A 20,781-nucleotide genomic window follows, 5' to 3' on the forward strand; every position below is an offset into this window, starting at 1 on the left:
TCTCCTGGTAGGCCACCTGACGCCCGCATGTTCGCGGGCGGTCCGGTTTAGGTATTTGGGTTAAGGACGGTGTACACGACGAACGCCTGAAAAAGCGCGTCTGTCGGTTCGATGGTAAAAGCCTGTCCGCTGTATTGCGTCACTTCCAGCGCGCCGCTGTCGAGCTTCCTAACAGTCTTGACGCGATTCTGCGGCTGGATCGGGACAATGCGGGCGTGTGCATAGAGACGGTCGGTTATCGTGCTCATGGACGTACTCCGAAGGTCATTCGATGTCGTGTACGCGCCCGCCCCTTATCGGACGGGCGCGCGGTAGCGGTTTACTCGTTAGCCGTCACGTCGTCGGCTTCCGCTTCTTCCTCTTCCTCTTCCTCTTCCTCTTCCTCATCGTCGGTCGACTGCCAGATTTCCGGTTGCTCGCGGTTGCGCAGCACCTCGGGCAACCAACCGGTTTCCGATACGGCGCGTTCGGCCGCGCCGACCAGTTCGGCCTTTTTCAGCTTGTCGAGCGAGGCGGCCGTTTCCGGCGTCGTGGCTTCCTTCACCACGTCGAGGATGCGCGCCTTCGGCACGTGCTGGAAATAGCTCGCACCCGTCGCCTTCCAGTAGGTCCGGTAATCGACGTTCAGCACATCGGCCAAGCGGTTGACGACGTGCGGGTGGTCGCTGTGGCTCACGCCGTCCACCGTGGCCGCCACGCAGAACGCGAACAGGTCGCGCACCGTGTCGCCCGTCTGTGCCATCAGCCAGCCGAATAGATCGCCGCTCGCCTCGTTCGAGATTCGCGTGCGCCAGAATTCGGCGCGCTCGTCGTAGGCGATCCACGCCGGACTATCCACCATGTCATCCGCGACGTTCGCCAGCTTCCTCGAGGACGATTCCGACTGGATGCACAGCATGCCGCGCGTATCGCGTCCGAAATGTCCCGGCAACACGTCCGGCACCATCCGGGCCAACAGCGTCACCAACGCGATTTCCGGGCGGCGGCTCAATTCAAGCCGCACGACGGCCGTGCGGTGCGCCGTCAGGCGGGCGCACAGGCTTTCGCTATGCAACGGCTTGACCTGCTCCGGCGCTTGCGCCGCACGTTGGAGCGCACCGGGAGCCTGCGCGCCGAGTGCCTGGCCGGCCGCCTTCATGTCTGCGCGCTTCACCAAGCCGAACTCGGCGAGCAAGCCGCCATTTTGCGCGACCGCGATATACACACCGGACACGGCCTTCTGTTCGGCCGTCCATTCCCTGCTTCGCTCATCGAACGCTTCGAGTGCTTCTTCTGCCGCCTGAACCTCGGCTTCGAGTGCGTCGCCGTCGATCGACTCGTCGTCGCTGTCGTACGCGGCTTCGAGCGCTTCGCTCGCACGGCTCACGCGGGCTTCGAGTGCGTCGCGTTCTGCCTGCTCGTCGGCACTCAAGACGCGCGTTCCAGCGCTCAGGCGCGTACACGCATAGATCGTTTCGTAGTTGGCTTTCAGGTCCGCTTCTACCCATGACCAGCCATCGGCGCGCAGCGCATCGGCCGCTTCGTCCAGCTTCGCGCGAACCAAGCCGTTCAGGATATCGGGGCTTGCCAGATAGCCGCTACCCGTATCCGAAAACAGGTCGCGGCGCACCTCGCCCCCGGCCGCTTCATACGCCTCGATGCCGACGAACCGAGCCAGCGCGTGTTCGCTCGACACCTCCGCGCGCGTGATGATTTCACGCAGCTTCGCCGGTGCCTGCATCCATGCCGGGCCGTCCTTCACTTCGGCCCAGATGCGCTCTTGTTCGGCCGGATCGGGGCAGAGCGCAAGCGCTTGCAACTGGCCGAGTTCGATATCGTCTTTTCGGAATGCTTCGAACAGCATCGGCGACAGGTGCGCCAATTTCAACCGCCGTTGCACCGTCAGCACGGAGACAGAGAACACCTCGGCGATGTGTTCGAGCGTGCGCCCGTCGGCGTGCAGGTCGCGGATGCCTTCACACACGTCTGCAAGGTGCATGTCCTCGCGTGCCGTGTTTTCCATCAGCGACATAAGACGCGCCTCGGCATCCGTCACGATCACGACGTTGATAGGTGCGTCGGCCGACGCTTCGCCGCGCTGGACCAGCAGTCCGTAACCGGCCTTGCGGCGGCGTCCCGCGCACACGCCGTAGCTCACCTTGTTGCCGCGCTTGGCCTTCACTTCGTGAACGATGAGGTTCTGCATGATCCCGCCGGCGCTCTTGATCGACTGCGCCATGCCTTCGATGTTTTGCGGCTCGCCGCGCCGCACGTTGTACGGCGAATCGATCAGCGCCGAAAACGGCACGGTGGTTGCTGCACGGCTACCGACGATCAGGTCGACTACGGCTTGCTGTTTTTGCTTTGCACTCACTGTCGTTACTCCCGGAATCGGCCAAGCGGGATGCTCGGCCATGTTTTTAGTATATGCCTTAAAGGCCAAAACATCAAGATAAAAAGTTTCTCTTGGTGATTGCTTTTATGGCCTTTAAGGCATATTATTGTTTTGTGGCCGGGCATCCCGCTTGGCCGATTCCGGGAGATATCTCCATGTGTCAAACCGAAGCACTGATTCAATCCTCGCTTGTCATCGAGGAGCAACGTATGCGATTCCTGCCGAAGCATTTCGGCCCGTCGTACATGCGCGGCGAAAACCTGATCTATGCGTGGGCGCGTCGGCTGTCGCCGGAATACTCGGGCGGTCACTGGCTGTTCTTCGAGCTGGATAACGGCGGGTTTTATGCCGCGCCCGCGAACGAAGGTGAGCTGTACGTCTGTTTCAATGAGAACAGCTATGAAGGGCACATGGGGGCGGAAGCCTTCGGGATTGTCGTCACGTTGTATGTGCTGTGCCGACTGTCACACGACGACCGGACAGGGCGATTCACGAATGCCTACCACGCGCTGCGTCGATTCGCTTTGCAGCATCCCGAAGAGCGCGAAATCTTCCGCGCAATCGACTAAGGGGGCGGACATGCAACAGCAACGTTTCAAAGTCGTCGTGAAGTGCCGTGAGTTTCCCGTCACGGTTGATTGTTTCGTGCCTGCTATGTCGGTCACGCATGCGGGCGTGGTGGCTGATGAATGCGCCACGCGTCACGGCTTGTCCGGCGTCGAGGTGATCGACGTCCAGCGCGACGACCAGCCGCGCGCCGACGTGAACTGATAACGTGACGCTCTAACGACAAGGCACCCCGGCCGCAAGGCTGGGGTGAGCACACATGGAATTCACCCTGAACGATTTAGAGTCTGCGATCAATCATTGGCGCGACCGCTACCCGTCCGACGACGGCATGACCGTGTGCCGACAGGCGCGCATTCTGGTCGAGCCGTATACGTTGATGTTTCTGGAAAAACGCGAGCGTGTCGCGGCGTCCGAACTGACGACCGATCAGATCGACGCAGTGCGCGGCGCATTGGCGGCGCTGCGGTAATGCCGATGGGATAATAGGGGCGGAGCCGCCCCTTGCCTCCCGCAGTGCTGCGGTCTTGTCACGATGGTCGGCCGGACCTCCCTTCCTGCAAGCTGGGGGCGTCCGGCACGAGCACGGTTCGCGCGCGCCGCGCGCCCGGATTGAGGGACACGGGGACCCGCGCCGGCTTTGTCCGGCGTGGGGAGAGGCCCGACCCGTAGCGAAGCGGAGGGGCAATCCGGAGAGGCGCCGGCGGACCGATGGCGGGGTCGTCAAGCCTGGTATGCGATCGCATGGCGATCGCATACCAGGCGTGATTCCTCCAGCGCGAAGCGCTGGGGGCTGGATATTGGATGCTGGCCATCCCGACGAGATCTATTTGCAGAGAAACCTATGAGCAACCACACCATTGAAATTCGGCGCGAGTGCTTGCAGCCAGCGAGATTTTGGGCCCAGCCGAAAGGGGCGGAAGTCCAGGAGATACTTCGCCGGGCAAGGCTGACACCTCAGGACGCATCGGAATACCTGGGGATCTCGATCAAGAGCAACGGTCGGACTGTGCGAAAGTGGATGGCCGAAGAGGCACCGATTCCCTATTCGGCGTGGGTGTTGCTGTGCGATGCGGCGGGCTTCTCGCCATTCTGGCGGATCGACCGAGATGAGTAAGTGCCGGCCGCTCGATGCGGCCGGCACTTACTTACACGGGGAACACAGCAGTACCGACCCGTGTAGTGATATTCGAGATCAGCACCGTGGTTTGGTGCTCGTGCATCGCGGGCAACGTCCTCGGTCCGTGACGCACGACTGAAGCTCAATCGGCGGTGTTTTGCGCTTCGGTCAAATTGCTGCGCAACCGAAAGAAGTCCGCCCGTGTCGTAGTCGTCAACCGAGTCGGCGTGGCAATCGCACGCAACTTCTCAGCTGCTTGCGCCGGCGACAGGCTTGACGTTCTTACTCGGTAACCGGGATCAGAAAGCGATCGCGGTTCCTCGCGTTGGCAATCCAGTGAGGCGCCTTGCCGCGGCCACTCCAGGTCGCACCCGTTTTCGGATCCTGATACTTGGGCGCGATGGGTGTGCGTGCACCGGATGCAGTCGCGCGCCGGCGCCCGAACAGCTGCTCGGGTGTGATGTCGTATTCGGCGATCTGCGCGCGCATCGCTGCAATGATGCTGTCCAATTCCGCGCGTCGTGCTTCTTCCGCCTGCTGTGCCAACGCGTCAGCCTGCTTTTTCAGTTCGAGATAAGTCGCCATAAAGATAAAGGATTCTCGGTTGAACATCGAGCGACTAGGCTAGTCGGCAAAACCGGTGAGGTCAATACATTACCGGCATAATCACGAATACCGTCGATTACGTTACCGCTGCGCTACAGGATCGGTGTTCACAAAATTGAGATCACATCCCTATGGCAATCAAACTGACGCACGAAACCGGGCCCGAAATTGCACGCAGGATCGTTGAATCTGGCGAAATCGCCGCCGGCCCTTTACTGGGCGACGCTGGCTTGAACGCCTGTATTGAAGGCGTCGCATACAATCCGGATCAAGCCGAGCGGACGGGCGCATTTGTGGATTTTGAATGGACCGGACCGATCAAGCTCGGCGCGTATGCCGAACATGAGCCGAACGTGCTTTATGACGATCGGCCGCATCGTGCATTCGTCTTTGTTTGTACCAACAGGCATCTGCGGCTGACCGGTGTGCGATTCAGTGCGGGACTATCGTGGCGAAACGCGGTCAGTGTGCCGTCCAGACCTGCCGGCGAGAGGTTACTTTCAGCTTCTGCGTGGTACGCGTGGGTGTTGTCGCGGTCACCTGAATGGCTCGATGAGGCAGCAACGGAACTCGAGAGTGCGATGTTGGCACGATTGGCGAAAAAACCGCCCGTATCAATTGTGCCACCGGACGATTGTCCCTATCTTTACGACCTTCGCGTACGCGGCCTGATCTAACAGTTGTTTTCATTATGATCGCCGGATGCGTCTGGGTATCGATTATTCTGATGTGAGTTCAATCAGAGGCGTTATCCACCCATGCCAGTTGTCAAGAAGGCCACGTATTATCAGCTGGAATCCGGAATTTTATATTCCAGCAAGCGATGGAAATGCTACTCCGGGGTGGTCGGATGCGTTCCGATCGACACGCAGCAAAAAATCTCGTTCGATAGACTTGCGCCGAACGAGCCGCCGCCACCGCCACCACCGAAGGCAGCCGGTCCAGTCGCGCCGCAGAAGCCGCCTGCCCCTGCTCCAGCACCGGCCAAGCCGCCCGGCAGGCCACAACCGAGCGATAAGCCTCAAGATGCCGAGCAAGCCGACAAGCTGCCCGAATTCGATCTGCAGGACATTCCCAAAGCCATGGACAAGATGGGCTGGCCGATCTCGGCCAAGCTTGCGCGAGAGTGGTTTGCAAGCCCTAAGCACGCCTATAACGACCAGCTCAACTCGGTGCAGCCGATCGACGACAGGACAGTCACTCTGGAATGGGCGTTGCGGTTTCGCGGAGCACTTGAGCGGTTCAATCAACTCGTCCGACAAGCAATTTACACTCCGAATGCTGCTGCATCGGCGAGGAATACGCTGACGCCCGTGATCGAGAAGAGTTTCGCGGCCGGACAAATGAACGCGGCAGGTATCGTGATCGACACTACGCCGTTTCTGACGGATCTGCTTCAGTTTCATATCGCCTGGAGATTTCAGTACCAGTCGGTATCATCCGTCGACACACTCGACGGTACGGCGTTGACCGATCTAACTGGAGCACTGGCAAACTTCAACTTCTACGCTGCTGTTGGGAAGGCGACCGTTACCGGTGAGCGCTACTACAAGTACGAAGGCACGAACAAAATATTCTGTCTCGAACCGGCTGTGCAGATTACACACATCTATGTCTACATCAAGGATAGCTACTCTTTTAACGATGATTCGCCTTCCAAGAGCCAGTATCTTGGCCACTGGAACAAGAACGGAATGGTGCTGTCGTACGTGGCAGCCGCCAACGATTTCTTCAAGAGCAGCAACTTGAACGTCGGAAATTCAACCATCGAAAAGTGGCACTATCTTCCTGAGGGCGAAGAGGTCAACAAACCGATCGACAAACGGACGAGTCTCTTTCGGAAATTTATGGCGAAGGATGTGTACTGGCCAGTGCACAACAAGACATATCGCGAGTGGAGAGCGGCACACAATCGTGGCGGTGACTTTATGGTTTACAGTAGGCCCAAACTCGTGAAACTGGACAAGCCGATTGTTTTGAAACTTGATACCGTATGCAGACCCATCCCGGCGGAACAATGAAGATGATCCGCCTCATCCTCAGAGCGATCTTGGTAGTCGGGGCCGTGGCCTTGGTTGCCGCCATCGTGTGGCTGTTCCTGCCGCTTGGCGCCACGAACGCGATCGCGATTTTCGCGCTCAAGAACGGCAAGACCGCGATCTTCGTCGTCACCGCGGTCATCTTTGCAGCCTACTTCTACTGGCTTCTTAGAAATATCGCCCATTTCGGCCGAGCGAAGCGCGCGGGACTGGCGATCGTGACACTTGGCTTGTTGGCGTGCCTCGCGCTCATCAGTTTAGGCGGGGTCACGACAGACGACACCGATTGTCAGCGCTTCAACTACAACGCCAAGATGAATGGTGGAATCAAACAGGTCGACGGCACGACCTACATCGTCAACATCTGCGGAAGTGGTGCGCGCAGTCATGGATTTTTTGCGGATCAGAACGAGCAGGTGAAACTCGTCATCACCGATGCGAAGGGCTCGACGCTCGCCACGCGCTTATTTTTCGTTTTTTGGGACGGCCGGCCGGGTGAAGATTCGATCAAAATCCGCGATGGCAAATTGATTTACTTCGACGCGTCGGATCAGTACGACAGCATGCGTTCGATCTCGCTGCCGCCCACCGCGAGCGATCGGATCTTCGCAAGAATTCCGATTTGGCTTCGCTGAGAGCAGCCGCCCAGACAGCCATCTAACGGCTCCACCGTCGCTCGCCCCTACGCTGACCAGCCATCAGGCTCGGTCAGTCTTAATTTGCGGCAGCGCTTGCGGCCACGCAATCGTCAGGGAACAGATTGAGGCGGGACCGTAGTCGCAATCGCGAATGCATAAATTGATGTTGGTTATAGGCAACGAAGCAGCGGGTCCAATCATGTGCAATCACGAATCGACGGCTGTGGGCCAGCGCTGTCAGATTGATGATCTTCATCACGTTCGGCCGCGCGACGTCGATGTCTGACGCGCCGAGCAAGGCCAGAGTCGGTGTGAGGGGGATATAGAAGTTCGCCGGTGTATCGGGCACGAGGAATTCCCCCGCGTCCGGGCTCGCGTGGCACAAGCGCCACTCCAACGCACCATGCTCCCTCATCGCCATCATGATCCCAAATTCGATATGAAGCCCGGTGGCCTGACGACTCGGTAGCGAGTTCTCTTCGTCAATGTAAGACGTATGCCCCGCCTCCAAGCGCTCCTTAAAATCCCTGGTCAGGTCTGGAGTGCCGCGCCCGGCATTGAACTTGACTGCAGGTTCGGGATTATCAGCGTACCGCGCTCGGCCTTCCCATAGTGCGTAGAACCGCGTGATCAGCCGATGATTCAAGCTCAGCCACCGCGTGTCACCCTTTATCAACCGCTCGGCGAGGGATTGAAAATCGCCTTCAATGCTTGCGCCGAATCCCCCTTCGGCCCGCTGATCCCACACGTGCTTGGCGCAAAAGAGCTTGTTCCTGGCGTCGAGGTTGGGGATGACTTTTTTTTCAGAGAAACATAGCGCAGTCACGCCTGTTTTCGGATTGCGGAACCGCTCAATGCTCGCCCGCGGGAAAATGTGCTGGTTTCGCGTCAACTGGTGCGGGTTTCCCGGTTGAACGGGCTCTGGCTTGTGCTTGGTCTGTTCCATGGTTGGACGATGATTGTGTATACGGTCAGGTCTGGCGCGTCAGTCTGGCGTGATACTTGGCCGCCTCGCGACGCATGCGCGCCTCTTCGGGCGATACGTAGATCGACGTCGTGCCGAGCGACGCGTGCCCGAGCGTGCGCTGCACGACCTCGAGCGCGACGCCGGCGGCCAGCATCTGCGTGCCGACCGTATGCCGGAACGCGTGCGGCGACGTGCTGGCCAGCTTGCGCCGCTCGGCCTCGCTCAGATCCGGCATCACGTCGAGCAACTGCGCGATCGCCCACTGCGTGAGCCCGCGTGCACCGCGCACCGAGTAGCCGCCCGGCTTCGTTGGCTTCCCTTCCCTGTCGGCATCGACCTCGACGCCGAATTTCTCGCGCGCCCGCGGCGTCGGCGGCAGGATCAGCGGCGCAACCAGCGGGCCCGCCGAGTCGGCCGCGTCGAAGTCCAGGGCGCGATCGCGCCAGTGCGCGCGCAGCGCGTCGACGCACTCGTCGCTGATCGGCACGAAGCGCTGCTTGTTGCCCTTGCCGATCACCTCGAGCAGCCAGCTCGCCGGCGTGTCATCGTCGGCCGGCAACCAGTGCAGCGTCGCGCGTTCGGCGGCCGCCGCCTCGGCGATCCGCAAACCGCCGTCACCCATGATAAGCAGCAGCGCGCGCGCGGCGCGCCAGCGTGGGCCGCTTGGGCCCTGCAGCTCGCCGCGCTCGGCCAGCGTCACACGCACGCGGGCCCACAATGCGAGCGGCAACGCACGCTCGACCTGCAGCTTGCGCACGCGTCGCACGACGCTCGGATCGGTCACGGCCTGCCACGGATTGCCGGCCAAGTAGCGCACTGCGACCAGCCAGCTGAACGCCGCGCGAATCGTGCGGATCGCATAACGTTGGCTCTCCGGTGCCAAGCCACCGGGCGCGAACGGCCGCCAGCGGCCGCTCGTGCGCGCGCCGGGCGGCCCAGTGAAGCGCTCGCCCGGCGCGGCGAGAAACGCCTTGTACGCCTCGCAATCCTCGACCCGCATTGACGACAGCGCGACGCCGCGCTCGGCCACGCACCACAACACCAGGCGCTCGAGCTCCTTCTTGTAGACCCGCTGCGTCGCCGGCCGGTCGTCGTAGCGGTGTAGGTACGCGCGTACCGCATCCAGATCGTGCGCGGCCGTCAGGTACGCGAACGTCGGCGCCCGATTTGCGCCCTGCGCGCCGGACAACTCGTCCGGCAGCGCCAGGCGCTCGAGCGGGGCGAGCAGGCCGGCGCCGGGAATCACGCCGGCCGACGTCGGCGCCAGTGTGTCGCCGGCGTCGACGTCGGGTTCGACCGCGGCGCCGATCGACGCCGCGTGCGTTCGCAGCCACGCGACCAGCACGCGGGCCCGGCCCACGCCGATGCGCGGTACCGATCGCCACCACTGGCCGCCGCGGCGGTTCACGAAGGCGACGAGCTCGCCCAGCGTGTGGATCCCTTCGCCCGCCAGCCGCGCCGTGACGAGTGGGCGGAGCCAGCGCCCGATCGGGTGGTCCGCGGCCGGCGCCGCGGCCGTCCACTGCCCGGCCACCTGCTCGATCATCTGCAGCGAGACCGGCGTCAGGCGTGCCTCGCCGTATTTCTCGATCGTCGCCTGCAGGTGCGACTTCAGTACCGGCGAGCCGTCGCGCAGCGCGGCCGCGACCAGGTCGTCGCGCATCGTGCGCAGCAGCTGCGCGACGTCGACCGGCTCATCGGCGTTGCTATCGAAGTACAGCCGCTCGATCGTCGCGAGCGGCAGCCCTTTCACGCGCGCGCGCAGCGCGGTGAACTCGGTTCGGCTGTAGGTTCGCAACGGCAGTTGCGCGAGCTCTTGCGGACGATTGGCCATGGTCAATTATCGGGAATCGGTGACGCAATCGCGTCGGTCGTGGTGACACGCTGCAGCCGCTCGAATGCGGCGAGATACTGGTGCATCGGTACCGCCGCCAGCTGCGCATCGAGCCGCGTGAGCACGTGCTCGATCGCCGCGCGCTCGAGATCGGTCAGCGCCCACGGCTCGCCCTGCTCGGCGCGCGTGGCGCACTGATTGACGGCCGACTCGGCCCGCCGACACGGTGCCGGATTGGCGGGATCAAGGAAATACGTGAGGTAGATCGCGTTCAGGAGCGTGGCCAGTTGCGCGACGTCGGCGTGCTCGGCGCGTAGCGCGGCCAGCGCCACATGGTGTTTCAGCTGGATCCGGCGCAGCTCGGCCGGCGGCAGCGGCAGTAGCTGCGCTCGGGTCAGTGGCCGGCGTCCATGGGGAGAAGCTTTTCTCATCGGCCCGGAAAATTCGACGACCGCACCTTGTCACAGCGCTCGCATTGATATGCGTGGAGCCCGCTGTCGTTCAGGATGTAGTGGTAATGGGTATGCTGCACCCAGCGATGCACCCCCATCAGACACGCTAACCGCGCTATCCAATTGCGAAACATGATGTCCTCCGGACCGGTTGTGGCATGCCGCTCGTGCGGCGCTTGGTTCAGGGCTGAACGGCGACCGGAGCCGCCCGCGCCGCAGCAATCACGATCTGCCGGCATTGCTCGGCATCCGCGCACGCCCGATGACGGGTCGCGGGCACGTCAGCACTGAGCATCAGTGCGGCGTCGGCCAAACTGAGCCAGCGACCGGCCCAGCCGTTCAGCAATTCCATCGTGCATTCCACGCGCAGCGTCGGCAACGTCACGCCGTGGGATCTCGACGTCTGGTACAGCAAGCGCTCGTCGAACGCCGCGTGGTGGGCGATCAACAGCCGGCCCGCGACCAGCTCGGCCACCTGCGGGCCGATCGTGGTCCAGCCGGGCGCACCGGCGACGTCCGCGTCAGTAATCCCATGGATCTCCGTCGCGGCCGCTGGTATCGGCATCGCAGGCTTCACGAGCGTGTCGAGCAGCACGGCGCCAGCGCGATCGAGAATCGCGATCTCGACGATCGCCGCCCGAAGATCGAGGCCGGTCGTTTCGGTATCGATGAACAGCGGATCAGCGGCCAGCCACGCGTTCGCGGTGATGTTGAGGCTGCGGGCCGCGTCGTCCCGCTTCTCGCGGGCGACGTCCTCAAGGCACGCGTCGCAGCATCCGTATCGATCCAGCCATTCGATCGCCGTGCGCGCGCGGCATATCACGCATGGCCGGGTTCCGGCCAGCGCCCGGCCGGCCGCGAGCGCCGCCGCTTGCGCGGGGCTCGGCGCGCGAGCCGCGCGCATCGGCACCGTCGACGCGGGATCGTAAAGGGCGATCCACGTATGCCCCTGCCAGTAATGCGCAACCGGTGCCTGGCCGCCGGCGAGATTGCGCCGTGCCTGCTTCAGTTCGGTTTTCGTCTGCAGCTCGACGGGCGCTGCGGCGCGATTCGGGTAGCGCATCGGGACGCTCTCAGGGTGCCTTGCAGGTTGTTACTCGAGCGTCGCGGTTTGAGCGGGCCCGAAGGCATCGGCCCAGCTCTCGTCCGTGACTTTGTCGAGCGTGGCAATCGCCGCCGCGCGCGACGCGTCGATGCTCGACGCCTCACTCTTCGGTACGTGCCCGCCCGTCAGCACGTCGGAAACCGAAAAGCACAGGACATCATCGAGCCCGACGATGGCATGAACGGCCCATGTCCGTCCACGGTGCTCGAACGGGATGCCGATCACCTCGACATCGCCGGTCCGCATGGCGAGCGTGAACACCACGCCATTGACGTACTGCGGTGCCGGTCGGGCTGGTGGCTTTTTGCGGGAAGAGCGGGCCATGGAATTAACTCCAGGGAATCGACACGTAGAGTTCGGACACCGGCGGGTCGCCGAGGACGAGTGCGAGAAAGTCGCCTGCCGCCGCCGGGTGTTCAATGAAACGCTGCTCATAAGACGGCCGCGCAAACGCGACATCCAGCAACGCACCCGATGCGCTGCGGACCAATGAGTGCGCGACGAAGCGTTGTTGCGCCCCGTCGCCACCGTCTGCGAGCCAGCCGCGGACCGGCGTATCTCCGGGATGCGATTGCAGCCAGCGCGCGACCTGCTCGTGGCAGCGATGCGGATTGGGCGGCCAATGCGCCAGCGCGCCGGCGCCCGCGTAACGGTCAATCGACAGAGCGTTCGCATAGTCGCGCGCGATTGCGTCGGCGAGCGTCGCCTTCACAACGTCAAGCGCGGCGTTCCGATCGAAGACCGCGGTCATGATGCGCGGTCCTCCGGTGTGTTACGCACGGACGGTGCAGCCGCCGCGCTGACCAGATCCAGCAGCCGATGCTCGTCGCGCTGCAATGCTTGCCGTCCCGCGGCATCGACGGTTTTCCGCGCCGCGTTCACGAAGCCGAGCCAGTACGCGAACAGGCTGACAGCGGATGCATGCAGTGCCCTGCGTTCGGCATCGTCGCCAGCGGCTGCGGCGAACGTCATATAGTCGCGGATCTGGCGTTCGGCGGATGCGGTCAGATCAAGGTACGAGACGGTGTAGTTGTGCACGTTGGATTTTCAGGTGACGGGTTAGAGCTATCGGAGGTCGCAGGAACCGCTCCGGTGTATCTCGGCATTGCTGTTTTTCTACCAGGCCGGTGCGAACGTGCCCGGCTTCAAAATGAGATTCATAAAGTGGTGCGTCGTCAATGACACCGGCCGTTTCTTCGGGCGCTTCAAGATCTCGAACTGGCAAGGCGCCACTTCGACGAGCAAGCCACATCCTTCCGGCACCTCCGACGCCTCGATCATGCCGGCCGGCGCTGCGTAGTACAGCACCTCCGCGATTTTCCCGTATCCGGCCCGCTTCTCGGGGCGGGCCACGTCCGCGAGAAAATCCGCGCGGCTCACCTTCACTTCATCGACACACGGATTGATGCGCTTTTCGTCGTAGTTCGCAGCGACGGAAAACACGTCGGGGCGAATCGCTTGCCGGCCGCCGCTTTCAAGGTCGACGAGCAATTCGATGTTCTGCCACGTCACTCGCCCCTGACTCTGACGCCACTGCGCCAAGCGTCCGGCCAGAGCGTGATGCGGCTGACGCCGCTCGACTTCGCGCGCCTTCTCAGCAGCAAGCTCTTGCTCACCCGCTTGCGTGATGCGAAAGCAAACGCCGTAGCCGAAGCGCTCGAAGCGCTCCACCATCCCGAGTGCGGCGAGGTCCAGGTCAATGCCGTCAGTCATCCCGGCACCACCGTTCGCCCGGCCCTGCCAGTAGAACCGCAGGCGTTTGTAGTGTTGGCGAGTCAGCGTCGTCATTGCGCCTCCGTCAAAACCAGTACGAATCAGCACCCCAGCGGCGCAGCACCTGGTAATCGTGTTCGGGCAGCACGATCAACCCTGCCTCGGCGGCCTCGAGCACGCGCCTCATTTGCCCTTCCTTGATGAGGTTGCCGTGCACACCGTAGAAGAACCAGGCGAAGCGATGGCCGATCCGTTCGTCGAACTGGTTGAGCTTCCCGTACAGACCGTACGCGTCGAGCTTTGCGGTCTTCAGTTCCGCAACCTTGCGGGTATGAGTCCAGCGCGGCACGAAATCCATGTAACGCACGCCACGGGCATCCGTGTAATCCGACGTGCTGAACACCCAACGGGAACAGACGCGCTCGCCAGCCCGGCCGGCGCTCGACGCGGCCCAATCGTCGAAGAACCGCCGGCCGCGCCACTGATGCCGATCGTAGCCGGGCGTGAGCTCGCGCACGCTGATCACCCGCTCTTCGCCTGTCTCCAGGTTGGTCTCGACGAACCGACGATCGCCTTCGCGCTGACGCCGATCGCGCTCAGTCGCCTCCGCGAGCAATGCGAACTGCCGCATGTCGATCGCGGCCGCAAGCCGATAGTGCGGCGCGCCGAGCGTGCGCCGTTCGATGCCCTCGATCAGCACGCCGCTCCGGCCGTCACGCAATTCGTCAGCAGTCGGCAGGCCCCAGATTGTTTCGCGAGAAAACACCTCGCGCTCGACAAACTCCTGTTCTTCCCACACCTCGATCTGCACGAAGTTGTCCGGGTCGCCACCGCGATCGTGGACGAAGTAATGCAGCACCGGCTGGCACTCGACCAGTTGGTAGCCGGCATCCTTGTGCGTTTCCCATACGGCGCTCGCGGACCCGCCGTGCGCGTCAAGCTGCGCGTCGATCCACGCGCGGTAGTCGGCCGCAATCTCGCGCCCCTCTGCATCGAGGATCCGCGCCGGCTGCGAGCCGAACTCGTCGCGGGTCACCACGTATCGCGCGCTGCGGTAGTCGGTGCGGGTCGCCAACGCGGTCAGCAAGTCGGCGTGCTTGGGGGTGACGCGTGTGGTCGCGACGATCGTCGCCAGCACGTCGGTCTGCAGATCGTATTCCTTGCGCATCTCTCTTACCCCTTGTCGGTCGGCAAGCACTGATACGACCAGCTGCGCGCCCGATAAGCTTGCACTGTGACGCCTGGCGAGTACGTGGTATTGGCTTTTGCCACCTCCGCCTCGTGTCGTTCAAGGCGGGCCACGGCCTCACTGCCCGTGCGCTGGCACAGCGCTTCGGATTTGTAACCGCCATCGGCGATCGCCACGGCGCCTGCGCCAGAAATCGATCCGCTCGCCATCAAGGCCAGCAACCAACTCGTTGCCATCCCATTCTCCTCTTTCATCCATTGGTGGTCGGCACTGCTTCCGCCGACCGGTTGGCTGACTCGATCACGTTGCAGCGCCGCGTTTCCCGCTCGACATCGCGCAGCGTGTCGAAGCCCCGAACACCGCAGCCCGGATCGTCCGCGAAGTCATACCCCTGCGCGAGCATGACCATGTAGCCGTTTCCTGCGTCGCGCTCGTCGTCGACATGCGCGACCCATGCCCGTGATTCGATGCGTTCGATCATCGTTGCCATCACGTGCTCCTACGTGTGTCCCACAGATCCGATGCAACCAAAGCCGTCGCGACCGCGAGCGCGAGCCACGAGAGGCTCGAAAACCCCATCACGCCCCACCCGACCGCGGCTCCAGTCGCTATCAAACAAAGTCGCCATTTCTTTGCTTTGAACATGATGGCCACCACGATCGGCAGCACTGCACAAAATCCCCACACGCCTCCCAACGCTTCAAGCGACATAGCTCCACCTCCATTCATTCGGGCGAGCGCGGCGCGCGCTGCTCGAGGTGCAGCACGTTCTCGCGCTTGAACTGGACGCGCTCGCCCAGGCAGTAGCCGTCCAGCTCATCACCGACGTCGCCGGCGCCGACGAATTCCGTCACCAGCGCCTGATACAGGTCGTCACGCGGCTCCGCGTAGCTGACGGTCGCGCGCAGGCGCGGCCCCGCTTTCGGCTGCAGCTCGACCACGTCGCCGCGCTCGATGGTGTCGCGTTCGGTGTCGCGCTGCGTGTCCCAGCGGCGCGTGGGGTGTGCCGCGCGCTGCAGGTCCGGCGAGCCGCGGAAGCCCCACACGCGACGCAGCAGTTGCCAGTAGCCAATCGGCATCGCTACCTCGCCGGCTTCCCAGCGCTGCACCTGGCGCGGCAGCACGCCGAGGCGATCGGCGACTTCGGCCTGCGTGCGGCCGTTGATCACGCGCATGTGCTTGATCTCGGTCGGTGTGGGTGCGCGGTGCGGCGCGACCGCCAGCGTTACCCCGCCATCCCACTCGAGCGTGACCGGACCATAGCACTGCGCGCAGGTGGCGGCCGCGCCGTCGTGGCTGTCGTCCGGGTGATGGACCTCGCCGCGATGGCCGCAGGCCGGGCAGCGATACACGTACAACACCGACATGATGCCTCCTGAGAGAAACGCGTCTTAAAGACGTATGGTGACAGCGTAGCACGTCTTTTAGACGTGTCAAGTGTCGTGTAAAGCGGTCCTACGGGGTTTTGAGGCATTAAACGCAATGCCGATAAGGGGAGTTATCGGCATTGGAGCTAAACAGGGTTCGCCCCTCACAATCCCGCCATTCCTAGCGCCGCCGGCGCGCGCCTGGCTCCGGCAGCGCGTCGAACCACGCGTGATAGCACGCCTCGGAACAGCACGGCCACCAGCCGCCTGGCTGACGCTCCGCCAGCTGGTCGCAGCCGGCGCGGTGGCACCAGCGCGCGCGTTCGAGATACGCGGCCATCCCCTGTTGTTCGGCGGCCCGCCGTTTGGCCGCGGCCCGCTTGCGGCGCGCCTTCTCGGTCTCGCGTTGCCGCGGATCCCAGAGCGTGCGCTCCCCGATGTAGTTGCGGCCCATGCGTACCTCAGAACAGGTTCAGCTGTCGTGGATCACGTATTGGATTGGGCGTAGGTTGCACACCCTGCCCGCCTCTGCGCATACGCACAATCAGCGGCACCGCGCAACCGTCGACGGTGAGGCCGAAGCCGAATGCCTCCAGCCCGTCGCGGGTCAGGTGTGGCAATGCTTGCCAAGTCGGCCGCCAGCCACGCGCTCGCGTGCGCGCTAGCAGCTGGCGCTTAGTCAGGCCCGGCACGCAGTCTCGCACAAATTGAGCGCAGGCTTCGGGCACAAGTTCTGGCGGGAACGTGGGCGGCAACGCGAAGAATGCCAATTGCAGGGTGTCTGTCATCCGTCGTCCTCCCGGACAAGGTCAAACCTCAATGACAAGATTCGTGTACTTGGCGAGATGCCCGTCTGCCGTGACAAGCCGTAGTGGTTCGAGCATCGCCTGCGCGACGAGCAGCCGGTCGAACGGATCGCGATGAATATCGGGTAGATCACGCACCAGCGCAGCGTGCGCGACGCGCACCGGCAATTCCACGAAGCCGGCCGCCGAGATCTCGGCGACCAGGTCATCCACGTCGACGTTGAGCTTGCCGAGCCCCGCTTTGATCGACGCCTCCCAAATGGTCGCGGCACTTACGAACACTTCGTCCGCGTCCATGATGAGCTGGCGGGCGTGCTTGGACAGTTTGCGGTCGTCGAGGACGGCCCAGAGGTAGACGTGCGTATCCAGCAACAGGCGCATTACCGACCCTCAAACGAAGCCAGGACGTCGTCGGGCAGAGGCGCGTCGAAGTCTTCCGCGATCTGCACCTTGCCCTTCAGGCCGCCGAAGCGCCGTTTCGGCTTGACCGGCTCCATTGGTACGAGGCGCGCGGCAGGCTTGCCAGCCTTTGCGATCACAATTTCTTCCCCGCTTGCTGCGGCGTCAACGAGCCGTGAGAAGTGGGTTTTTGCGTCGTGGATGTTAACCGTCTGCATGATATGCTCCTTGCGGACTAATAAAGACTAAGTCCATGTTAGTCCGATTGGCCCAGCTGGTCAATATCAAGACTCTGCGGGCAGTGTATCGGCGGCAAGATTCTCGCATGCGAGAATCGCCCCTGAATTGGGCCGGTGACTCTCGACAGCTGCTGTTACCTATTGGAGATTTCTCGCATGCGAGAAACGCCCCGCAATATATAGGGACGCAACAATCATTGATAAAAGGACGCGGGAACGGTGGGTCAATGCGAGGTGTTCTTGTTACGCCCGATGGAGTGATTTCTCGCACGCGAGAAATAAATGTGTTGACAAAGTGTTTACCTGAAAATAGGATGACAACAGTTCGGCGAGAGCCGTTTCATGTTCAACCTGATTTCGTAAGGCTGATTCCCTATGCGAGCAAATCACGCAATCAAGAAGCTGGTGCAAGCTCTCATGCAGACCGTGACCGTTGGCAATCAGAAAGGCGGTGTCGGTAAAAGCACGATCAGTGTCCATCTGGCATTTCGCGCGGCCGAACTCGGCTATCGCGTTCTGCTAATAGACATTGACGAGGGCGATATTTCCGAAGTGTTCGCGGAGATAGAGGAAGGTGACGACACCGACTATTTGAAAGCGAGCCACCTTTTCACTGGCGCGGTCGATGGTCGCCGCCCGAGGCAAGTGCATGAGCGCATCGCTCTGATCGAGGCCGATGTTGATGTTCTGGACGTAGATGATATGCCGCTCGAAGTTATCGAGCAGCCGCGCGCATCACTCGCAAAGCTGGCCGCCGACTACGATCTGTGCATTATCGATACGCCTCCGAATTTGCAGCGCCGCATGCTTGGCGCGCTTGCAGCGTCGGATGCGATCGTATCGCCGTTCAACATTTCGCCATTTTCATTCGCGCGGATGCCGAAGCTGCAAGCCACGATCGCCGGCGTAAAGTCGAAATACAACCCGGACCTACGTCACCTCGGCTTTCTGCCGAACATGGTCAACAGTAAGTCGGTGAACGAAGTCGAGGCGTTACCGGAGCTGCGAGAGGCATACGGTGATCTGATCTTTGATGAGGCGATTATTGCTCGCGCGTGTGTTGCTACTGCGCTGGCGCAAGGGCGTGCGGTATGGCATCAGGCTCGTAGCGGGAACCAACGTGCCGCGGGGAAGGAAATGCGGCAAGCATGCGATGCGGTACTGTCGCGCCTTGGAATGAACTAAGGGGAATGTCGTGAGCGCATTCGGAAACAAGATTAGCAAGTTATCGGAAATTCAGAAGCAGAGCGCTGCGGCCGCGTTGCCGGGCGAGCGAATCGAAGAGATCGACCCGGATCTGGTCGACTGCGAGAAGCAAATTCGTAGCAAGGATAATCCTGGCTTCACGATCGAATCATTGACTGAACTGGGCAATGACATGAAGCGGGATGGCCAGCACGAGCCAGCGGTGCTGCGTAAGAACCCCAAGAAGCCCGGGCGCTACCTCATGGTGGCGGGTGAGCGACGTTGGCGCGGGTGCAAGATCGTGGGCATCAAGCTCCAGGCCGTCGTGCGGGACATGGATGATGAGCAGGCGCGTCGCGTGCAGCGCGCGGAAAACATCCAGCGGGAGAATCTGACGCAACTCGAAATAGCTGTTGCGCTGCGAGACGATAAAGCCCGACTCGGCACGTTAGAGAAAGTTGCGGCGGAATGGAACAAGGGGCTGAACTGGGTGGCCGAGCGCATCAAGTTTCTTGAGGTCGTGGAGGCGGGCGGGCATGCAAGTCAAGCTGTCACAGAGGGGGTCACTGCCGATATCACCACGATCAATGACTTGCATCGTCTCGAAAAGGTCGACCCGGCCGCCGCGCAAGCGGTAATCGAACAGGCGAAAACCGACTCGGGCGCTAATGTGCGGAAAGCGATTCGAGGCAAGCTGAAAGACGCGAAGCCGAGCACGAAGGGGGAAAGCGGGGTTAATTCTCGCATGCGAGAATCCACGCGTGCCGATGACGCGAGCGAGAAGGGAAAGAAGCCCAAAGCGACAACAGATGCAGCTGTGATCGTGACCGATGCGGTGTCGCAGGTGCAGGCACTGCGCGAACAGCTTGGCGCGCTGACGAAATTATTCCAGGAGCGTCGCGATGTTTTTGGCGCGATGCCTCCGGATGTCGAGAAAAGTATTACCCATGCGCGGACTGATCTTGATCGCACGCATCAAGCGCTGACGAAATTGACGGAATCCAAATAAACCGAATATCTACGATTGGCAAGGTCGATCGTAGGTATTGCATAAGGGATCTACATGCAACCGTTGGCCGATATGTACCGCTTACCCGAAGAGGATTTTAGGAGAGTGGCGGATCAAACTCGGATGAAGGAGCGCAGCCTGCAGGTCGCGCGTGAAGTTTTGGTTGAGGGTCGGGGACTGTCCGAGGTCGGAGAGCGGCACGGAATGAAGCGACAGCAAGTGCTGGCTATTCGGAACCGCTTTTTCGCCGAATATCTACAGTCGTCAATGTTTCCCCCAAAGTGGGTTAGGGCGACAGTATGTGCCCCGCAAGACTTGCTTGAGAGGTTCATGGTCGAAGTCGAGCAAGAGCGGATCAAGTATTTCTCGCAAAAAGGGGAGTAGCTTGCCCCGCCTCGTTTCTCGCATGCGAGAAATTGTGTTGGATGTTGACGTTATGATCCCCGAGGGAGGTGATCTGTCATGGAGAGTACGAAGAGCAAAGGGCGGCAAGTTTTCAGCGGACACGGTGCCGAACTGCCCCCTGTCTACGCGAAGGCGGATGCACGCCATCAACTGGGATTTGTTCCATCGTTGTTCACGTGCATTCCGGCTGCAATTCAAACGTGGGTCCTACTGCTCGCCATCGTGGCTGGCTATGGGCTGCTGAGCAACTACAAGCCATCGATGTCGGTGCCCTCGACGCAGGCTCAGCATGGGCGAGTCCATAAGCAACCAACAGGCGATAGAGCGGCGTCCAATCCGACGAACATCCCGAGCTGGTGGCTGTTTGCGGCCGCTGGCGGGTTCGTATTGCTTCGGTTCGGCTGGGGTATTCTGGCGACGAAGAGCAGGAGCATCACGGTAGAGCCGGCGCGCCTTACATTCAGACGAGGCGTCTTGAATCGTGAAGTACGAAGTCTGGAAATGACGCGCGTGAAGAACGTTTCTTCATATCAGCGTTGGTGGCAACGGCCGTTCGGCATTGGAACTGTAATTGTCGAGTCAACGGACCGGGGGAATCGCCTGTTCGTGATGGACGGCATGCCAGATCCCCATGAGTTGCGAGAGCGCATCTTGCGTGCGGGAGTTGCATCGAGGCAGTTCTATGGCACGACTGAAACATGGGTTAGTGCGTTTTAGAAAAATATATCGCTGTTCGATGCATAAAAATAACTACCATGAGAGGGTCG

General features: G+C 61.8%; 31 protein-coding genes. 11 read left to right on the forward strand and 20 right to left on the reverse strand.

Going from position 1 to position 20,781, the window contains the following annotated elements; translation table 11 throughout:
* Positions 1-47 precede the first annotated feature (47 nt).
* Positions 48-248: a hypothetical protein gene (locus CFB81_RS34905; RefSeq protein ID WP_089438231.1), complete on the reverse strand. Its 201-nt coding sequence runs from the start codon at positions 246-248 to the stop codon at positions 48-50.
* A 71-nt stretch (positions 249-319) separates the two neighbouring features.
* Positions 320-2,353 carry a ParB/RepB/Spo0J family partition protein gene (locus tag CFB81_RS34910; protein ID WP_179236165.1) on the reverse strand — a complete coding sequence of 678 codons (2,034 nt, stop codon included), beginning with the start codon at positions 2,351-2,353 and terminating at the stop codon, positions 320-322.
* A 176-nt stretch (positions 2,354-2,529) separates the two neighbouring features.
* Between CFB81_RS34910 and CFB81_RS34915 the strand changes: the two genes are divergently transcribed.
* From CFB81_RS34915 to CFB81_RS34925, 4 genes are all read left to right on the forward strand, one after another.
* Positions 2,530-2,943, forward strand: coding sequence for an antirestriction protein (locus tag CFB81_RS34915; RefSeq protein WP_226288185.1), 414 nt, complete (start codon positions 2,530-2,532; stop codon positions 2,941-2,943).
* 10 nt (positions 2,944-2,953) lie between these two features.
* Positions 2,954-3,145, forward strand: coding sequence for a hypothetical protein (locus CFB81_RS35965; protein WP_143328674.1), 192 nt, complete (start codon positions 2,954-2,956; stop codon positions 3,143-3,145).
* Positions 3,146-3,200: 55 nt separating this feature from the next.
* On the forward strand, positions 3,201-3,413 hold the full coding sequence (locus tag CFB81_RS34920) for a DUF3717 domain-containing protein (protein ID WP_089438233.1): 213 nt from the start codon (positions 3,201-3,203) through the stop codon (positions 3,411-3,413).
* Positions 3,414-3,785: 372 nt separating this feature from the next.
* Positions 3,786-4,058: a transcriptional regulator gene (locus tag CFB81_RS34925; protein ID WP_089438234.1), complete on the forward strand. Its 273-nt coding sequence runs from the start codon at positions 3,786-3,788 to the stop codon at positions 4,056-4,058.
* Between the two features lie 285 nt (positions 4,059-4,343).
* Here the strand turns inward: CFB81_RS34925 and CFB81_RS34930 are convergent, their stop codons facing one another.
* Positions 4,344-4,646 carry an H-NS family nucleoid-associated regulatory protein gene (locus tag CFB81_RS34930; RefSeq protein WP_089438235.1) on the reverse strand — a complete coding sequence of 101 codons (303 nt, stop codon included), beginning with the start codon at positions 4,644-4,646 and terminating at the stop codon, positions 4,344-4,346.
* 152 nt (positions 4,647-4,798) lie between these two features.
* Here CFB81_RS34930 and CFB81_RS35970 point away from each other — a divergent pair, with 152 nt between their 5' ends.
* From CFB81_RS35970 to CFB81_RS34945, 3 genes are all read left to right on the forward strand, one after another.
* Positions 4,799-5,344 (forward strand): hypothetical protein, encoded by a 546-nt coding sequence (locus CFB81_RS35970; protein WP_143328675.1) that lies wholly within the window; start codon positions 4,799-4,801, stop codon positions 5,342-5,344.
* 81 nt (positions 5,345-5,425) lie between these two features.
* Positions 5,426-6,688: a DUF6402 family protein gene (locus CFB81_RS34940; protein ID WP_089438237.1), complete on the forward strand. Its 1,263-nt coding sequence runs from the start codon at positions 5,426-5,428 to the stop codon at positions 6,686-6,688.
* Complete coding sequence (locus CFB81_RS34945; protein WP_089438239.1) at positions 6,661-7,341, forward strand: hypothetical protein; 681 nt, start codon at positions 6,661-6,663, stop codon at positions 7,339-7,341. Before CFB81_RS34940 ends, CFB81_RS34945 begins: the two co-directional genes overlap by 28 nt.
* Positions 7,342-7,420: 79 nt before the next feature.
* Here CFB81_RS34945 and CFB81_RS34950 read toward each other — a convergent pair whose 3' ends face one another.
* The 17 genes from CFB81_RS34950 to CFB81_RS35030 form a co-directional block, all read right to left on the reverse strand.
* Complete coding sequence (locus CFB81_RS34950) at positions 7,421-8,290, reverse strand: DUF4238 domain-containing protein (protein ID WP_089438240.1); 870 nt, start codon at positions 8,288-8,290, stop codon at positions 7,421-7,423.
* A gap of 25 nt (positions 8,291-8,315) precedes the next feature.
* Positions 8,316-10,145: a phage integrase family protein gene (locus CFB81_RS34955; protein ID WP_089438241.1), complete on the reverse strand. Its 1,830-nt coding sequence runs from the start codon at positions 10,143-10,145 to the stop codon at positions 8,316-8,318.
* A gap of 2 nt (positions 10,146-10,147) precedes the next feature.
* Positions 10,148-10,576: a hypothetical protein gene (locus tag CFB81_RS34960; RefSeq protein WP_089438242.1), complete on the reverse strand. Its 429-nt coding sequence runs from the start codon at positions 10,574-10,576 to the stop codon at positions 10,148-10,150.
* A 202-nt stretch (positions 10,577-10,778) separates the two neighbouring features.
* Complete coding sequence (locus CFB81_RS34965; RefSeq protein WP_256976446.1) at positions 10,779-11,501, reverse strand: 3'-5' exonuclease; 723 nt, start codon at positions 11,499-11,501, stop codon at positions 10,779-10,781.
* 189 nt (positions 11,502-11,690) lie between these two features.
* Complete coding sequence (locus CFB81_RS34970; protein ID WP_089438244.1) at positions 11,691-12,026, reverse strand: hypothetical protein; 336 nt, start codon at positions 12,024-12,026, stop codon at positions 11,691-11,693.
* A gap of 4 nt (positions 12,027-12,030) precedes the next feature.
* A complete protein-coding gene (locus tag CFB81_RS34975) occupies positions 12,031-12,453 on the reverse strand; it encodes a hypothetical protein (RefSeq protein WP_089438245.1) in 423 nt (140 codons plus the stop codon).
* Positions 12,450-12,740 carry a hypothetical protein gene (locus CFB81_RS34980; protein ID WP_089438246.1) on the reverse strand — a complete coding sequence of 97 codons (291 nt, stop codon included), beginning with the start codon at positions 12,738-12,740 and terminating at the stop codon, positions 12,450-12,452. The genes CFB81_RS34975 and CFB81_RS34980 overlap by 4 nt, the downstream gene beginning before the upstream one ends.
* A gap of 78 nt (positions 12,741-12,818) precedes the next feature.
* Positions 12,819-13,490, reverse strand: a complete 672-nt coding sequence (locus CFB81_RS34985; RefSeq protein WP_089438247.1) for a hypothetical protein — start codon at positions 13,488-13,490, stop codon at positions 12,819-12,821.
* A gap of 10 nt (positions 13,491-13,500) precedes the next feature.
* Entirely contained in the window at positions 13,501-14,583 is a 1,083-nt protein-coding gene (locus CFB81_RS34990; protein WP_089438248.1) for a hypothetical protein, read from the reverse strand.
* Between the two features lie 5 nt (positions 14,584-14,588).
* Positions 14,589-14,840: a hypothetical protein gene (locus CFB81_RS34995; RefSeq protein WP_143328676.1), complete on the reverse strand. Its 252-nt coding sequence runs from the start codon at positions 14,838-14,840 to the stop codon at positions 14,589-14,591.
* A 14-nt stretch (positions 14,841-14,854) separates the two neighbouring features.
* Positions 14,855-15,094, reverse strand: coding sequence for a hypothetical protein (locus CFB81_RS35000; protein WP_089438251.1), 240 nt, complete (start codon positions 15,092-15,094; stop codon positions 14,855-14,857).
* Positions 15,094-15,315 carry a hypothetical protein gene (locus CFB81_RS35005; protein WP_143328677.1) on the reverse strand — a complete coding sequence of 74 codons (222 nt, stop codon included), beginning with the start codon at positions 15,313-15,315 and terminating at the stop codon, positions 15,094-15,096. The genes CFB81_RS35000 and CFB81_RS35005 overlap by 1 nt, the downstream gene beginning before the upstream one ends.
* 14 nt (positions 15,316-15,329) lie before the next feature.
* Positions 15,330-15,971: a helix-turn-helix domain-containing protein gene (locus CFB81_RS35010; RefSeq protein WP_089438252.1), complete on the reverse strand. Its 642-nt coding sequence runs from the start codon at positions 15,969-15,971 to the stop codon at positions 15,330-15,332.
* Positions 15,972-16,152: 181 nt separating this feature from the next.
* A complete protein-coding gene (locus CFB81_RS35015; RefSeq protein WP_089438253.1) occupies positions 16,153-16,425 on the reverse strand; it encodes a hypothetical protein in 273 nt (90 codons plus the stop codon).
* A 7-nt stretch (positions 16,426-16,432) separates the two neighbouring features.
* The gene (locus CFB81_RS35020; RefSeq protein ID WP_089438254.1) at positions 16,433-16,759 is read right to left on the reverse strand and encodes a hypothetical protein; all 327 of its coding nucleotides are present in this window, start codon (positions 16,757-16,759) and stop codon (positions 16,433-16,435) included.
* Positions 16,760-16,780: 21 nt separating this feature from the next.
* A complete protein-coding gene (locus CFB81_RS35025; protein ID WP_089438255.1) occupies positions 16,781-17,158 on the reverse strand; it encodes a type II toxin-antitoxin system VapC family toxin in 378 nt (125 codons plus the stop codon).
* On the reverse strand, positions 17,158-17,394 hold the full coding sequence (locus tag CFB81_RS35030; protein ID WP_089438256.1) for a type II toxin-antitoxin system Phd/YefM family antitoxin: 237 nt from the start codon (positions 17,392-17,394) through the stop codon (positions 17,158-17,160). The genes CFB81_RS35025 and CFB81_RS35030 overlap by 1 nt, the downstream gene beginning before the upstream one ends.
* 438 nt (positions 17,395-17,832) lie before the next feature.
* Between CFB81_RS35030 and CFB81_RS35035 the strand changes: the two genes are divergently transcribed.
* From CFB81_RS35035 to CFB81_RS35050, 4 genes are all read left to right on the forward strand, one after another.
* Positions 17,833-18,600: a ParA family protein gene (locus CFB81_RS35035; protein WP_089438285.1), complete on the forward strand. Its 768-nt coding sequence runs from the start codon at positions 17,833-17,835 to the stop codon at positions 18,598-18,600.
* Positions 18,601-18,610: 10 nt separating this feature from the next.
* Entirely contained in the window at positions 18,611-19,609 is a 999-nt protein-coding gene (locus CFB81_RS35040) for a ParB/RepB/Spo0J family partition protein (protein ID WP_089438257.1), read from the forward strand.
* 72 nt (positions 19,610-19,681) lie between these two features.
* Positions 19,682-19,993 (forward strand): TrfB-related DNA-binding protein, encoded by a 312-nt coding sequence (locus CFB81_RS36935; RefSeq protein ID WP_226288192.1) that lies wholly within the window; start codon positions 19,682-19,684, stop codon positions 19,991-19,993.
* Between the two features lie 78 nt (positions 19,994-20,071).
* Complete coding sequence (locus CFB81_RS35050; RefSeq protein WP_089438259.1) at positions 20,072-20,731, forward strand: PH domain-containing protein; 660 nt, start codon at positions 20,072-20,074, stop codon at positions 20,729-20,731.
* Positions 20,732-20,781: the final 50 nt, after the last annotated feature.

The sequence above is a fragment of the Burkholderia sp. AU28863 genome, from assembly GCF_002223195.1.
Taxonomy (GTDB): Bacteria; Pseudomonadota; Gammaproteobacteria; order Burkholderiales; family Burkholderiaceae; genus Burkholderia; species Burkholderia sola.